General features: G+C 70.9%; 16 protein-coding genes. 11 read left to right on the top strand and 5 right to left on the bottom strand.

Annotated elements, in window-relative coordinates:
* Window position 1: 1 nt before the first annotated feature.
* The 9 genes from ACTMVF_RS33345 (at window position 2) to ACTMVF_RS33385 (ending at window position 8,912) form a co-directional block, all read left to right on the top strand.
* The gene (locus ACTMVF_RS33345; RefSeq protein ID WP_441274814.1) at window positions 2-589 is read left to right on the top strand and encodes a NuoI/complex I 23 kDa subunit family protein; all 588 of its coding nucleotides are present in this window, start codon (window positions 2-4) and stop codon (window positions 587-589) included.
* On the top strand, window positions 586-1,275 hold the full coding sequence (locus ACTMVF_RS33350) for an NADH-quinone oxidoreductase subunit J family protein (protein WP_441274815.1): 690 nt from the start codon (window positions 586-588) through the stop codon (window positions 1,273-1,275). The genes ACTMVF_RS33345 and ACTMVF_RS33350 overlap by 4 nt, the downstream gene beginning before the upstream one ends.
* Complete coding sequence (gene nuoK / locus ACTMVF_RS33355) at window positions 1,275-1,664, top strand: NADH-quinone oxidoreductase subunit NuoK (protein WP_441274816.1); 390 nt, start codon at window positions 1,275-1,277, stop codon at window positions 1,662-1,664. Before ACTMVF_RS33350 ends, nuoK begins: the two co-directional genes overlap by 1 nt.
* Window positions 1,661-3,655, top strand: coding sequence for an NADH-quinone oxidoreductase subunit 5 family protein (locus ACTMVF_RS33360; protein ID WP_441274817.1), 1,995 nt, complete (start codon window positions 1,661-1,663; stop codon window positions 3,653-3,655). The genes nuoK and ACTMVF_RS33360 overlap by 4 nt, the downstream gene beginning before the upstream one ends.
* Before the next feature lie 6 nt (window positions 3,656-3,661).
* Complete coding sequence (locus tag ACTMVF_RS33365) at window positions 3,662-5,236, top strand: complex I subunit 4 family protein (protein ID WP_441274818.1); 1,575 nt, start codon at window positions 3,662-3,664, stop codon at window positions 5,234-5,236.
* A complete protein-coding gene (locus ACTMVF_RS33370) occupies window positions 5,233-6,756 on the top strand; it encodes an NADH-quinone oxidoreductase subunit N (protein WP_441274819.1) in 1,524 nt (507 codons plus the stop codon). The genes ACTMVF_RS33365 and ACTMVF_RS33370 overlap by 4 nt, the downstream gene beginning before the upstream one ends.
* A 237-nt stretch (window positions 6,757-6,993) precedes the next feature.
* On the top strand, window positions 6,994-7,857 hold the full coding sequence (htpX, locus tag ACTMVF_RS33375) for a zinc metalloprotease HtpX (protein ID WP_441274820.1): 864 nt from the start codon (window positions 6,994-6,996) through the stop codon (window positions 7,855-7,857).
* Window positions 7,854-8,249, top strand: a complete 396-nt coding sequence (locus ACTMVF_RS33380; protein WP_441274821.1) for a YccF domain-containing protein — start codon at window positions 7,854-7,856, stop codon at window positions 8,247-8,249. The genes htpX and ACTMVF_RS33380 overlap by 4 nt, the downstream gene beginning before the upstream one ends.
* Window positions 8,250-8,345: 96 nt before the next feature.
* The gene (locus tag ACTMVF_RS33385; RefSeq protein WP_441274822.1) at window positions 8,346-8,912 is read left to right on the top strand and encodes an SMI1/KNR4 family protein; all 567 of its coding nucleotides are present in this window, start codon (window positions 8,346-8,348) and stop codon (window positions 8,910-8,912) included.
* Window positions 8,913-9,234: 322 nt separating this feature from the next.
* Here the strand turns inward: ACTMVF_RS33385 and ACTMVF_RS33390 are convergent, their stop codons facing one another.
* A complete protein-coding gene (locus ACTMVF_RS33390; RefSeq protein ID WP_441274823.1) occupies window positions 9,235-10,512 on the bottom strand; it encodes an APC family permease in 1,278 nt (425 codons plus the stop codon).
* 136 nt (window positions 10,513-10,648) lie between these two features.
* Here ACTMVF_RS33390 and ACTMVF_RS33395 point away from each other — a divergent pair, with 136 nt between their 5' ends.
* Window positions 10,649-10,915: a GlsB/YeaQ/YmgE family stress response membrane protein gene (locus ACTMVF_RS33395; protein ID WP_441274824.1), complete on the top strand. Its 267-nt coding sequence runs from the start codon at window positions 10,649-10,651 to the stop codon at window positions 10,913-10,915.
* Between the two features lie 117 nt (window positions 10,916-11,032).
* Here the strand turns inward: ACTMVF_RS33395 and ACTMVF_RS33400 are convergent, their stop codons facing one another.
* On the bottom strand, window positions 11,033-11,521 hold the full coding sequence (locus ACTMVF_RS33400) for a YajQ family cyclic di-GMP-binding protein (protein WP_030174428.1): 489 nt from the start codon (window positions 11,519-11,521) through the stop codon (window positions 11,033-11,035).
* Between the two features lie 324 nt (window positions 11,522-11,845).
* Between ACTMVF_RS33400 and ACTMVF_RS33405 the strand changes: the two genes are divergently transcribed.
* Complete coding sequence (locus tag ACTMVF_RS33405) at window positions 11,846-12,058, top strand: hypothetical protein (RefSeq protein WP_079052337.1); 213 nt, start codon at window positions 11,846-11,848, stop codon at window positions 12,056-12,058.
* A 106-nt stretch (window positions 12,059-12,164) separates the two neighbouring features.
* Here the strand turns inward: ACTMVF_RS33405 and ACTMVF_RS33410 are convergent, their stop codons facing one another.
* From ACTMVF_RS33410 to ACTMVF_RS33420, 3 genes are all read right to left on the bottom strand, one after another.
* Entirely contained in the window at window positions 12,165-12,497 is a 333-nt protein-coding gene (locus tag ACTMVF_RS33410) for a nuclear transport factor 2 family protein (protein WP_441274825.1), read from the bottom strand.
* A 49-nt stretch (window positions 12,498-12,546) separates the two neighbouring features.
* Window positions 12,547-13,203 (bottom strand): SDR family oxidoreductase, encoded by a 657-nt coding sequence (locus ACTMVF_RS33415; protein ID WP_441274826.1) that lies wholly within the window; start codon window positions 13,201-13,203, stop codon window positions 12,547-12,549.
* A gap of 217 nt (window positions 13,204-13,420) precedes the next feature.
* Entirely contained in the window at window positions 13,421-14,686 is a 1,266-nt protein-coding gene (locus ACTMVF_RS33420; protein ID WP_441274827.1) for an amidohydrolase family protein, read from the bottom strand.
* Window positions 14,687-14,741 lie beyond the last annotated feature (55 nt).

Below are 14,741 nucleotides of genomic sequence, written 5' to 3' on the forward strand. Positions count from 1 at the left end.
CATGGCCCCCATCCCCGGCTCGGGCCTGGCCAAGGGCCTGGCCGTCACCCTCCGCACGATGACGAAGAAGTCCGTCACCGCGCAGTACCCGGACACCCAGCCCGACCTCGCGCCCCGCACCCGCGGTGTGATCGGCCTGTTCGAGGAGAACTGCACGGTCTGCATGCTCTGCGCCCGCGAGTGCCCGGACTGGTGCATCTACATCGACTCCCACAAGGAGACGGTCCCGGCGGCGACCCCCGGCGGTCGCGAGCGCAGCCGCAACGTCCTCGACCGCTTCGCCATCGACTTCTCCCTGTGCATGTACTGCGGTATCTGCATCGAGGTCTGTCCTTTCGACGCCCTGTTCTGGTCCCCGGAGTTCGAGTACGCCGAGACCGACATCCGCGACCTCACTCACGAGCGCGACAAGCTCCGCGAGTGGATGTGGACCGTCCCGGCCCCGCCTGCCCTGGACCCCGGTGCTGAGGAGCCCAAGGAGATCGCCGCCGCCCGCAAGACCGCCGAGAAGCTGGCGGCCGCGCAGGCCGAACAGGCTGAACAGGCCGAACCGAAGGAGCCGAACGAGCCGCAGGAGGGCGAGTCATGAGCCCCACCTACGCCACGTTGACCACGGCCGCCGACCCGCACGGCTTTCTCTCCCCGACCGGCGTCGAGATCGCCTTCCTCCTCGTCGGCCTGGTCACCTTCGGCGCCGCGCTGGTCACCGTCACCACCCGGCAGCTGGTGCACGCCGCCCTGTGGCTGGTGGTCACGCTCGGTGGCCTCGCCGTGGAGTACCTCCTGCTCACCGCCGAGTTCATCGCCTGGGTGCAGGTCCTCATCTACGTCGGTTCCGTCGTCGTCCTCCTCCTGTTCGGTCTGATGCTCACCAAGGCCCCCATCGGCCGCTCCCCGGACGCCGACTCCGGCAACCGCTGGGCCGCCCTCACCGTGGCCGTCGCCTCCGCGGCCACCCTGATCTGGGTGGTCGTCGACGCCTTCCGCACGACCTGGATCGACCTCGACGGTCCCGCCGCCGGCTCCACCAGGGCCACCGGAGAAAGCCTCTTCCAGAACTGGGTCCTCCCCTTCGAAGGCCTCTCCGTCCTCCTCCTCGCCGCCCTGGTCGGCGCGATCGTCCTGTCCCGCCAGGCGAAGGAGACCGCCGTGGACGGGCCCGCCACCGGCGCCCGGGCGGGCAACCGCACCGTGGCGGGCGCGCCCTCGGCAACCGGCGCCCCCGCTCCCGCCGTCACCGAGCCCGGCGCCCCGAGCGAGAAGGAGCCGCGCTGATGCACCTCGCCTATCCCGCCGTACTCTCCGCCCTCCTCTTCTGCACCGGCCTGTACGGAGTCCTCGCCCGCCGCAACGCGATCCTGGTCCTGATGTCCGTCGAGCTGATGCTCAACGCCGTCAACCTCAACCTGGTCGCCTTCGACGTCTGGCTCAGCAAGACCGCCGAGGAGACCCTGCACTCCGGCCAGGCCCTGACCCTGTTCACCATCACCATCGCCGCCGCCGAGATCGGCATCGGCCTGGCGATCGTCCTCGCCGTCTACCGCAACCGCGGCACCTCGGACATCGACAAGCTCCGCGACAGCGCCGAGAGCCACGACACCGACGGCCCGGACCGCGACGCCTCCACGACCCAGCAGGCCGAGAAGGCTGAGGCCACCGCGTGACCACGACCAGCCTCGCCGTCCTCGTCCCCCTCCTTCCGTTCCTCGGCGCCGCAGTCGGCCTGCTGCTGGGCCGCACGGCACCCGGCTTCGTCCGCCCGCTCGCCGTCCTGCCGACGCTCGCGTCCCTCGCGCTCGCCGCGGTGGTCGCCGTGCGCCAGGGCGGCGACCAGGCGATCAACGCCGCCACCGAGCTCACGCCCACCGGCTCGGTGCCGATCGAACTCGCCCTGCACATCGACGGCTTCGCCGCACTCGTCGCCGTCCTGGTCGGCGTCGTCGCCACCTGCGTGCAGATCTACTCCACGGGCTACCTGCGCGAGGACCCGCGCTACCCCTCATACGCCGCACTCGTCTCCCTGTTCACCTCCGCGATGCTGCTCGTCGTCTACTCCGGCGACCTGATGGTGCTGCTGGTCGGCTGGGAGATCATGGGCATCTGCTCGTACTTCCTGGTCGGCCACTACTGGGAGACCCCGGAGGCCCGCGCCGCCTCCATCAAGGCCTTCCTGGTGACCAAGCTCGGTGACGTCCCCTTCCTCATCGGCCTGTTCGCACTGGCCACCGACGCCGGGTCGTTCCGCATCACGAAGGTCCTCGGCACCGTCGCGAGCGGCGGGCTCGACCACCCGACCCTGATCGCCCTGCTGCTCCTCGCGGGCGTGGCCGGCAAGTCGGCGCAGTTCCCGCTGCACACCTGGCTCCCCGACGCGATGGCGGGCCCGACGCCCGTCTCCGCGCTGATCCACGCCGCGACGATGGTCGCCGCCGGTGTCTACTTCATCGCCCGTCTTCTGCCGGTCTTCGAGGCCTCCCAGGCCGCGATGATCGTCCTCGCCGTGGTGGCCGCCGTCACGATGATCGGCTCGGGCCTCGCCGCGTTCGCCCAAGACGACATCAAGCGCGTCCTCGCCTACTCGACGATCGGCCAGCTCGGCTACATGACCGGCGCCCTCGCCGTCGCCGACCGCGGCGCCGCCGTCTTCCACCTCCTCTCGCACGGCGCCTTCAAGGCGCTGCTGTTCCTCGCGGCCGGCGTGATCATCCACGCCGCCAGCACCAACTCGCTGGCCGCCATGTCCCGCATGACCCACCTGCGCGACCGCATCCCCGACGCCTACTGGACGATGACCGTGGCGCTCCTCGCGCTCGCCGCGATCCCGCCGTTCAGCGGCTTCTTCTCCAAGGAGTCCGTCCTCGGCGCCGCCGAGCACGTCGCCACCGGCCACACCGAACATGCCCCCGGCTCCGCAGGCTGGATCGTCCTCGTCGCCGGCCTGCTCACGGCCCTGCTCACCGCCGCCTACGCGATGCGCCTGTGGCTGCTGGCCTTCCGCGGCCGGGGCGCCGAGGCCCCCGATCACGGCAGGCAGCCGCTGACGATGACCGTGGTGCTGTGGGTGCTCGCCGCCCCGTCCCTCGCCGTCGGCGCACTGGCCTACCGCGTGCTCCCCGACTGGTTCGACGGCCGCGACCTCGCCCCGACCCTCACCACCTCCGTCCTCGGCACGGGTGTGGCCCTCGTCGGCGGCATCGTCACCTACGCGGCCTGGCGGCACACCACCGCCGTGGCGGCGCGCGTCCCGCTGGGCGCGGTCGCGGCCCACCCCGAGGGCGACGCCGCCCAGGTCGAGGCCGAGGCCATCGCCAGCCACGCCCCCGTGTACGGGGGAGTGGCCTATGCGCCCGACCCCGCCGACCCCGGGCGGCTGCTGCTCGGCCCGCTGCACCGCCACGCGGCCGTCGGCTTCCACCTCGATGCCGTGTACCGGGCGTTGTTCGTCCGCCCGGTCCAGGCCGGCGCGAGTCTCGTCCGGTTCCTCGACCGCGAGGTCGTCGACACCTACGTCCGTGGGGCGGGTGCTCTACCCCGCTGGCTCGGCATCGCCGTACGGCGCGCCCAGACCGGCAATGTGCAGACCTATGTGAGCGCGCTGCTCGCCGGCACCGTCGTCCTCGCGGTCGCCGCCGTCCTCGTCGCCACGGGAGCGTGAGCAGGCGTGATCGATATCAGCGAGTCCGTGATGCAGTTCCTTCTGGCGTTCATCGTCGTCGGCCCACTCCTCGGCGCGGCCGCCGCTCTCCTGCCGGCCCCGCCCGGGCTGAAGGGGAAGTCGCCCGAGCAGGCCGTGCTCCGGCATGGCGTGACCGTCACCGGCGCAGTTCTCATCGCCGCGATCGTCCTCGCGCTCGGCTTCGACCACGACCACCCGTCGAAGATGCAGGCCAGCACCGACATCAGCTGGATCCCCGCACTCGACGTGCGCATCCACCTCGGCATCGACGGCATTTCCCTCCCCCTTCTGGTCCTGACCGCGCTGCTGACCTTCCTCTGCGCGCTCTACTCGTACTTCAAGATGCCTTCGGGCCCGACCCCCAAGGCCTTCGTCGCACTGCTGCTCGTCCTGGAGTCCGGCACCCTCGCCACCTTCGCCGTCCTCGACCTGCTGCTCTTCTTCCTCGCCTTCGAGATGGTCCTGATCCCGATGTACTTCCTCATCGCCCGCTGGGGCGGCGAGGGCCGGACCGAGGCCGCCTGGAAGTTCATCCTCTACACGCTGCTCGGCTCCGTGGTCATGCTGCTCGGCCTGCTCCTGATCGGAATCAAGGCGGGCACATTCGACATGGTGGCACTCGCCACTGACAACGGCCGGTCGCTGACCACATCCGTGCAGGTCATCGCCGTTTTGGCGATCGGGATCGGGCTCGCGGTCAAGACGCCGATGTGGCCGCTGCACAGCTGGCTGCCCGACGCCCACACCGCCGCGCCGACCGTCGGCTCGGTCCTGCTGGCCGGCGTCCTGCTGAAGATGGGTACGTACGGGTTCGTCCGGATCCTCCTGCCGATCACGCCCGACGGCTTCGCCGACTTCGCGCCGTACCTCGCCGCGTTCGCCGTCGTCGGAATCATCTACGGATCCCTGGCCTGCCTGGCCCTCGCCAAGCAGGGCGCGAAGGGCGACCTCAAGCGCCTCATCGCCTACTCCTCCGTCGGCCACATGGGCTTCGTCCTGCTCGGCATCGCCACGATGACCCCGACCGGCGTGAACGGCGCCCTGTTCGCCAACATCGCCCACGGCCTCATCACCGGCCTGCTCTTCTTCCTGGTCGGCGCGCTGAAGGACCGTACGGGCACGACCGATCTCGACGCCCTCGCCGAGCAGACCGGCGCCGCGCTCTACGGCAAGGCACCACGCCTCGGTGGCCTGCTCGCCTTCGCCGCGGTCGCCTCGCTCGGACTGCCGGGCCTCGCCGGGTTCTGGGGCGAGATGCTCGCGCTGTTCGGCGCGTTCGACCCCGCCGCCGGTCTCAGCCGCCCGGCCTTCCTCACCTTCATGGCGATCGGCGCCTTCGGCACGCTGCTCACGGCCGCGTACCTGCTCGTCGTGGTCCGCCGCGTCTGCATGGGCGCCGCACCGCAGGAAGGCCCGAAGCTCGCCGACGTCCAGAGTTACGAGTTCGCGGCCTGGACCCCGCTCGTCGCCCTCACCGTCGTCGCCGGCTTGTGGCCCAAGGCCCTCCTCGGCCTGACCGACCCGGCCGTGCAGCAGCTCCTCGCAGGAGGCACCCGATGAGCTCCCTGGCCCAGCCCCTGGCCGCATCGCTGGTCCAGTCCGTCGACTGGCTCGCCATCGCGCCGCCCACCATCGCGGCCGTCGTCGGACTCGTAGTCCTCGTCGCCGACCTGTTCATCGGGGAGCACAAGAAGGCCCTGCTCGGCTGGACGTCCGTGGTCGGCCTCGCGGCCTCCGCGCTCCTGCTGCTGCCCCTCCTCGACGGTGACCGCGCCACCTTCTGCCTCACCGGCGACCCCGCCGTCTGCAGCTATACGGCCGACCGCTTCACTCTCGTCATCCAGTTCCTGGTCCTCGGCGGCGCCCTCCTCGCGGCCCTCCTGTCGGTCACCGCCCTCAAGGACGCCGACAAGGGACTCCCCGAAGGGGAGTTCTGGTTCCTGCTGCTCTCCTCCGCAGCCGGAGCCGCCCTGCTCCCCGCCTCCCGAGACCTGGCGACCCTCATCGTCGCCCTTGAAGTCGCCTCTCTCCCCGCCTTCGCGCTGGTCGGCCTCCGCCACGGCGACCGCAAGTCCTCCGAAGCGGCCCTGAAGTTCTTCCTGTCCTCGGTCACCGCGACCGCGGTCAGCCTCATGGGCATCAGCTTCGTGTACGCCTCCACGGGCACCCTCTACCTCACCCAGATCGCCGACCGCATCCAGAATGTCGACGGACAGCTCCAGACCCTCACCCAGACCGGAGTCGTCCTCACCCTGGTCGGCTTCGCCTTCAAGACGGCCGCCGTGCCCTTCCACTTCTGGGTGCCGGACACCTATGTGGGCGCGCCCCTGCCGGTCGCCGCCTACCTGTCGGTCGTCGGCAAGGCGGTCGGCTTCACCGGCCTGATCCTCGTCACGGTCGTCGCCCTCCCGTCGTACGCCGATGTCTGGGGCCCGGCCCTCGCGGCGCTCGCCGCCCTCACCATGACCGTCGGCAACGTCGGTGCCCTGCGTCAGCAGGCCACGCGCGCGTACAGCGCGGTACGCCTGCTCGCCTGGTCCTCCGTGGGCCAGGCCGGCTACCTCCTGGTGCCGATCGCGGCCGCCGCGTACTCCGACGACGGCGAGCGATCCATCGGCTCCACCGTCGCCTACGCCCTCATGTACGCCGCCGTGAACCTCGGCGCCTTCGCGGTGGCCGCACTAGTCGGCCGTGCAAAGCCCCTCAACCGCCTCAGCGACTACCGCGGCCTGTACGCGTGCAACCCCCTGTCCGCCCTGGTCCTGGCCTTCTTCCTGCTCTGCCTCGCCGGACTGCCGCCGGGCATCATCGGCCTCTTCGCCAAGGTCACCGTCTTCTCCGCCGCCGTCGACGCGGGCCTCGGCTGGCTGGCCGTCGTCATGGCCGTCAACGTCGTGATCGCGCTGTTCTATTACCTCCAGTGGACGGCCCTGCTGTTCCGCGCCCCCGAGGGCGAACCCGTCAAGCACCTCGTCCCCGCGCCCGTGACGGCCACGTTGGCCCTCACCGGAGTCGTAGGCATCGCCCTGTCCGGAGCCCCCCAGCTGATCCTTCGCTTCGCCGACACCGGGCTCTTCTGAGCCTCTGGCGCATTCCGTACGCGCGCGTGGGGCACTCGCCTTCCACGCGCGCGTGGCGTGTGCCGGCGCCTTCACCCGGACGGCCCACGCCCGCCGCCCGACAGGCCAGGGAACCCGTGGCCCTCGCCTGGCGTTGACCAGTACGGAAGGGTCCACTGGACGTGACACCACGGCACCAGTGGCATCGGAGATCGACCAGCAAAGGGTTCCCCTGCCGCACCACTTGGAGGGCGTACCGTGCACCGCCGGCACAACGGGCTCAGGACCGCAGTACTCCTCGGGGGACTGTCCGCACTCATCATCGTCATCGGCAGTTTCTTCGGCCGCATGGGGCTCGTCGTCGCGGTCCTGATCGCCCTGGGCACGAACGCGTACGCGTACTGGAACAGCGACAAGCTGGCGCTACGCGCGATGCGTGCCCGCCCCGTCAGCGAGTTCGAGGCCCCGGGGCTGTACCGCATGGTCCGCGAGCTCTCCACCCAGGCCCGCCAGCCCATGCCCCGCCTCTACATCTCCCCGACGGAGGCGCCGAACGCGTTCGCGACGGGCCGCAACCCGCGCAACGCCGCCGTGTGCTGCACCGACGGCATCCTGCGCCTCCTCAACGAGCGCGAACTGCGCGGCGTCATCGGCCACGAGCTCAGCCACGTCTACAACCGCGACATCCTGATCTCCTCGGTCGCCGGCGCGCTCGCCTCGGTGATCATGTTCCTGGTCAACTTCGCCTGGCTGATCCCGATCGGCCGTTCCGATGACGACGACGGACCAGGTCTCCTCGGCATGCTGTTGATCATGATCCTGGGGCCGCTCGCCGCCTCGCTCATCCAACTGGCCATCAGCCGCTCAAGGGAGTACGAGGCCGACGCGTCCGGCGCCCAGCTCACCGGCGACCCACTCGCCCTGGCCAGCGCCCTGCGCAAGCTCGAGCACGGCACGAAACAGCTTCCGCTGCCACCCGAGCCCCGCATCGAGACCGCCAGTCACATGATGATCGCGAACCCCTTCCGTCCGGGTCAGGGGTTCTCCAAGATGTTCTCCACCCACCCGCCGATGGCGGACCGTATCGCCCGGCTCGAAAAGATGGCAGGCCCCCCACAGTGAAGACCATCCTCAACGTCATCTGGCTCGTCCTGAGCGGCTTCTGGCTGTTCCTCGGCTACATGCTCGCGGGTCTCCTGCTTTGCATCACCATCATCGGCATCCCGTTCGGCATCGCGGCCTTCCGTATCGGCATCTACGCCCTATGGCCCTTCGGGTACACCACGGTCGAGCGCCGAGACGCCGGAGCCCCGTCCTGCATAGGCAACGTCCTGTGGCTGGTCCTCGCGGGCTGGTGGCTGGCCATCAGCCACATCGTCACCGGCATCGCCCTGTGCGTCACGATCATCGGTATCCCCTTCGGCGTCGCCAACTTCAAGCTGATCCCGGTGTCGCTGTTCCCGCTGGGCCGCGAAATCGTGTCGACCGACCAGCCGTTCGCCTCACGCTGGTAGAGCAGTGAGCGGGTGTGGTGACCGCCGATTTATCCACAACCCGGCGGTTGTCCACAGGCCCGACCGATTGTCAGTGGCAGCTTGCATCATGAACGCATGACCGAGATCGAGCAGTTGCTGACGAGGGTCGCGGACAAGGCCCGCAACACCCGCCCATGGGGCTGGCCTTCGCTCCCCGACCCCGTGGACTCGACGACCCTGGCCCGAGCCGAGGCCGCCCTCGGCTTCCGCCTGCCCCCGCTGCTCGCCGACCTCTACCTGGGTATAGGAGACGGCGGATTCGGCCCCGAGTACGGCCTGCTGCCTCTGCTCGACAACCCTCCGGCCGGCGAGCCCGCCGCCGTCACGCAGTACCTCGCCAACCGCGAGAGCGCCCGCAAGGACCCCGACTGGCCCTGGCCCGAAGGCGTCCTGCCGATATCCCACTGGGGGTGCGCGATGTACGCGTGTGTGGACTGCCGCAGCCCTCAGGCCGCCGTCCTGCTCTTCGAACCGAACGCCGACGACGCCGACCAGGCGTGGTACGTGGACGCCCCGAGCCTCACGGACTGGCTGCGCGCCTGGGTCGACGGCACCGGCTGGTACGTGGAGATGAACGAGGGGCTGGAAATGGCCCCTTGGGCAGACTTCCGCATACGGACGGCGGCGGCACAGGCGTCCTGAGGGTGCACGGACCGGCGGTCGGCGAGTGGACAGACGTCCGGTCGAGTAGATCGACGGCCGTGAGTGAACTGAGGGACTGAGAGCGGCGAGGGCATCGAGTGCGCTGAGGGACCGAGTGCGTCGAGTGCGTCGACTGGCCTGATCGACGCCCCGTGGACCGACGGCTGTTCGTGGACCGCGACGCCCACCGAGCGGACCGATGACGCCGCGAGGTTCGGCAGCCGCCCCCGGTCGCGCAAGCCCAACAGCACCAGCTGGACCGACCTGCCCCTCACCCAAGCGCAACGGATGCGCGTACGTCGGCACACACGCGTACGTCGGCCTACCTTCCCCGGGCACCCGAGCGCTGCCCCGCCACCCACCGCCGTACGCCGTACGCAACCACCCCGACCGCCAGCACACCCGCACCGACAACAACCGAGGCCCCCGGCAGCGAGAAGGCCAGCACCGCACACCCGAGAAGCCCCACCACCGGCACGACCCTTGCGGTCATCGCCGAGTCGAGAGTCCAGGCCGAGACGTTGGCCACCGCGTAATACGCCAGCACACCGAAGGAGGAGAACCCGATCGCGCCCCGTACATCCACTGTGGCGGCCAGGACCGCGACCACCGCCCCCACGGCCAGTTCGGCCCGATGCGGCACCTGGAAGCGCGGATGCACGGCCGCCAGGGCGCCGGGCAGATGCCGGTCGCGGGCCATGGCCAGCGTCGTCCGCGAGACGCCCAGGATCAGGGCGAGCAGCGAGCCCAACGCGGCGACGGCCGCGCCCACCCGTACCACGGGCACGAGCCCCGGTACCCCGGCTGCCCGCACCGCGTCGGCCAGTGGCGCGCCCGCCTGACCCAGACCATCCGACCCCAGTACGGAAAGGACAGCCACCGCCACACACGCGTACACCGCCAGCGCGATGCCCAAGGCCAGCGGAATCGCCCGGGGGATGGTGCGCGCGGGGTCCCGCACCTCTTCACCGAGGGTCGCGATCCGTGCGTACCCGGCGAACGCGAAGAACAACAGCCCCGCCGCCTGCAGCACCCCGCCCACACCGTCCGAAGCCCCGACGTCCAGGCGGCCGGCATCGGACTCCCCGGACCCCAGACACACGACGACCACACAAGCGAGGACAGCCAGCACCACCGCCACGATCGCCCGGGTCAGCCAGGCGGACTTCTGGACGCCGCCGTAGTTCACCGCGGTCAGCGCCACCACGGCCGCGACCGCCACCGCATGCGCCTGCCCAGGCCAGACGTACGTGCCCACAGTGAGCGCCATCGCCGCACAGGAGGCCGTCTTACCGACCACGAACGACCAGCCCGCGAGGTATCCCCAGAACTCCCCGAGCCGCTCGCGCCCGTAGACATATGTGCCGCCCGAGGCCGGATACAGGGCGGCCAGTCGTGCCGAGGACGTGGCGTTGCAGTAGGCCACCACGGCCGCGATCGCGAGTCCGAGCAGCAGCCCGGACCCGGCCGCGCCTGCCGCGGGCGCGAGCGCGGCGAAGATGCCGGCCCCCACCATCGAGCCGAGCCCGATGACCACGGCGTCCCTGACCCCCAGGGTGCGCCGCAGTTCGGAGGAGGAGTCGGAGGTGGACCGTGTCATGGCCGGAACCCTACTGATCACTGCAACCGAGAGAGGCAACGGTGACGTCTTCTCCACCAACAACGCAAGAACAAGCGCGCCCGAAATCACAGTGCCGGGTAAGTGCAGGCACAGCGCGGAAGGGCAGGTTCACGGCATGACGATCATCAGCTGGATCATTCTGGGGCTGTTGGCCGGGGCCATCGCCAAGTTCCTGCTGCCGGGCCGCGACCCCGGCGGCTTCATCGGCACCACCGTCATCGGCGTCGCGGGCGCGTTCATCGGTGGCTGGATATCGGCCCGCTGGCTGGACCACCCGATCACCAAGGACTTCTACGACGGCACGACCTGGGCCGCCGCGATCGGCGGCTCCCTCGTGCTCCTGGTCGCCTACCGCATCCTGTTCGGCCATTCGCGCAACTGAGCGAGGCGAGCGCATCCCGGACCGCAGCCGGCAGGCGAGAAGGGTGGGCACCGTGGGGTGCCCACCCTTCCTCGTAAGACATCGCAGCCAGGGCCGTAGCCGGCTCGGATCAGCAGCTCACCGGTAGTTCACGAACTGCAGCGCGAAGTCGAAGTCCTTGCCCTTCAGAAGGGCGATCACGGCCTGCAGGTCGTCACGGCTCTTGGAGCTGACGCGCAGCTCGTCACCCTGCACCTGGGCCTTGACTCCCTTCGGGCCCTCGTCGCGAATGATCTTCGCCACCTTCTTCGCGTTCTCCTGGGAGATGCCCTCCTCGATCGACGCGAAGATCTTGTACTCCTTGCCCGAGAGCTGGGGCTCGCCCGCGTCCAGGGCCTTCAGCGAGATCCCGCGCTTGATCAGCTTGGACTGGAAGACGTCGAGGACAGCCTTTACCCGGTCCTCGGAGTTCGCCTCCATCAGGATCTTTTCACCGGACCACGAGATCGAGGCACCCACGCCCTTGAAGTCGTAGCGCTGCGAGATCTCCTTGGCGGCCTGGTTGAGGGCGTTGTCGACCTCCTGCCGCTCGACCTTCGAGACGATGTCGAAACTGGAGTCGGCCATGTCCTGTGGCTCCTTGTATCGGGGTGCGTATGGGATGCGTATCGGCGGGTGGGGTGGCCGCCGAGCCCGAGGCAGGCCCCGGACCGCATCCGGACAAGCCTAGCCACCCCTCGTCCCCCTGGCGGCGATCAATCAGGTGGCGAAGCACCCCTCCCCATCGGGTATTGTTTACGTCGTTGCCAGGGAGCACCGCCGAAAAGCGGTTCGAACGGCAGCAAACCCGGCGGTGTGGGCGCCGCCACGCTGAGAAACCCCTCCGATCTGCGGAAACGTAGAGCGGAGGGGTTTTCGCGTTCCAGAACACGCTCGGGGCACACTGACTGCATGGCCATGCGTCGCAGAAGCTGCCCCGAGTGCCGTCGTGAGATCGCCGTCGTCGCCGGTCGGTTCGCACGGCACGATCCGCCCGGCGCACGGGAGAGCGGGGAACTCGTGTCGTGTCCCGGCTCGCGCCGGCAGGCGCAACTCGGTGCCGCCCAGCCCGCATTGGACGGGTACGTCGTACCTGAGTTCCCCGGGCAGCTGCCGCTGTTCTGAGAGCCCCCGGCCCTCAGCCCCCGGTCCCGGTCCCGGTCCCGGTCCCCCCCCCCCGAGCCACGCTGAGCCTTACCCCGAGCCTCATCCCGAGGCCCGCCCCTGCCCCCTAGGCGCCCGCCCGCACATCCATCCGGGCCACCAGCCCGTCCGCGTCGAACCGGTACACGTGCTCGACCGTCTCCTGCGCCCACCGATCGCCCGACGCGTCGCGCATCCCGAGCCGTACGGTCGCCACTACGGCCGCACCGTCCTCGGCAGGGCGCAGACACTCCAGCCGTACGAGGGGATGCCCGGCGGCGAACTGCCGGGCCCAGGACGCGCGTACCGCCTCGCGGCCGTGCAGACGGACTCCGTTCAGGACGTTCGGCCAGTCCACGTCGGGCGCGAGGCACCGTTGCATGAAGGCCTCTCGCTCGTCCGTCGAGAAGACCTCGTACATGCGCGCAACAGCGCTTCCCGCGCGGCCGGAATCCCCTCCGAGCCCAACTTCAGTTTCCCGCCACCGACTTCACCGCGACCGACACGGGAGCCGACCCGCTGATCAGTTCCAGCGTCAGGCCGGCCGTCGCCGGGGTGTCGAGCAACTCCGCGAGCGCGGCGGCCACGTCGTCGCGCGGGATCGGGCCGCGTCCGGTATGGGCCTCCAGGCGGACCAGGCCGGTTCCGGCGTCGTTCGTCAGCATGCCGGGGCGCAGGATCGTCCAGTCCAGGGCGTCCAGGCCGCGGACGTACTCGTCGGCCTCACCCTTGGCGCGCAGGTAGACGTCGAAGACCTCGTCGCCCTCGTGCTTCGGGTCGGCGCCCATCGACGACACCATCACGAAGCGCCGTACGCCCGCCCGGACCGCCGCGTCCGCGAACAGGACCGCCGCGCCCTTGTCCACCGTGTCCTTGCGGGCCGCCCCGCTGCCCGAGCCCGCGCCGGCCGCGAAGACCGCCGCGTCCGCGCCTCGCAGATGTTCCGCGACCTCCTCGACCGAGGCCGACTCCAGGTCCAGCAGGATGGGTTCGGCGCCGGCCTCCCGCAGGTCGTCGCTCTGTTCGGCCTTGCGGATGATCCCCGCGACCTCGTCCCCACGCGCGGCGAGCAGCTGCTCCAGCCGCAGCGCGATCTGACCATGACCACCAGCGATGACAATGCGCATGTTTCCGACCGTACGCCCGGACGGCCGCATCCGCCGCACGACTTCAGCCACGCCTCACGCCCCCACAGGCGCACGCTTTACGCACAGACGCGGGGCGCACGAGCCCCCGACGCACCCCTGCGCGCGCCCACTCGCTCCCTGGCCCTACCGCCTCGCTCCCTGGCCCTACCGCCTCGCTCCCTGGCCCTACCGCTCAGGCGCACGCACCCACATGCCCTCAAGACACTTCCCCCCGCCCCTGCCGCGGCAGCCCCAACTCCGCCGCCACGGCCGAGTTGCAGTACTCCCGCACCGCGCTCGTGCGCGCCACCACGCGCCCCCGGTGCACCACGATGCGGCTGTACGCCAGCGACAGAGCCCCCGCCAGCCGGTCCCCGCGCACCGCCAGCAACTCGGCCGGGAAGCCCGCCTCCACCCGCACCTCGGGCAGGCCCAGCACCGCACGCGCCGACGCGCTCACGGCGTCGTACGCGTCCTCGGGGCGCAGTCCGTGGCGCGAGGACAGCAGGTAGGCGGCCTCCAGCGGATCACCGCGGCCCACCGGGTTCGACACGTCCCGCAGGGCGCCGCTCCCGGCGGCGAGCCGTACGCCGGCCGCGCGCAGCAGTCGTACGGGCGCCGTGGCCCGCCGTTCCACGCCCCCGCAGCCGCCCTGTGGCAGGCAGACCACCGTCACCCCGGCCGCCGCGAGCTGGTCCGCGGTGCGGGAGGCCACCTGGGCCGGCAGGCGCCCCAGGCCGCCGCACGGGCCGAGCGTCACACCGGGGCGCAGTCCGCCGGCCATCGCGGCCAGGCGGGCCAGACGGGCCGGGTCGGTGGCGTCGGTGTGCAGGTCGACGGGGCAGCCGTGCTCGGAGGCGACCTCCAGGACCGCCTCCACGTAACCGGTTGGATCCGGGTCCAGGTCGGGGCAGCCGCCGACCACGTTCGCGCCCATCTTCAGCGCGTCCCGCAGCATCGCGAGCCCCTCGGCGCCGGCCGCCCCCGTCAGCAGCCGTGGCATCGCCACCGTCGTCAACTCGGTGAGCCCGCGCAGCGAACGCCGTGCCTGCAGTACGGCGGCCAGGGCCCCCAGCCCCTGAACGTCACCCACGCGCACGTGTGCCCGCAGCGCGGTCGCCCCGTGCCCGAGCTGGAGCAGGGCGGCCTCGGTGGCGCGGCGCTGGACGTCCTGGGGGTCGTAGGAGACCGGTCCGCCCTCGGCGGCGGAGAGCGCGGTGTCGCCGTGGGCGTGCGGTTCGGCCGGGGCCGGCATGAGCAGATAGCCGCCGAGGTCCACACGAGCGCCGCACGCGCGCGTGTCGCCCGCCGCCAGGCTCCCGGCCGTGCCGACCGCCTCGATGCGCCCGCCGCCCAGCCGTACGTCCACCTTCCGGCCGTCGGTGAGGCGCGCCCCGCACAGCAACAGAGCACCCAGGTCGGTCGGGCCGGACGAACCCGACGAGGACGACGAGTGGGGCGGCTGGGGCTGACTGTCGGGCATCGCGTTCCAGAGGCTCGGGGCTGTGCATCGGGGGCTGTGGTGAACGGTGCTGGGC

Origin of the sequence: Streptomyces sp. SD31, assembly GCF_052068475.1 — a bacterium.
Lineage (GTDB): Bacteria > Actinomycetota > Actinomycetes > Streptomycetales > Streptomycetaceae > Streptomyces.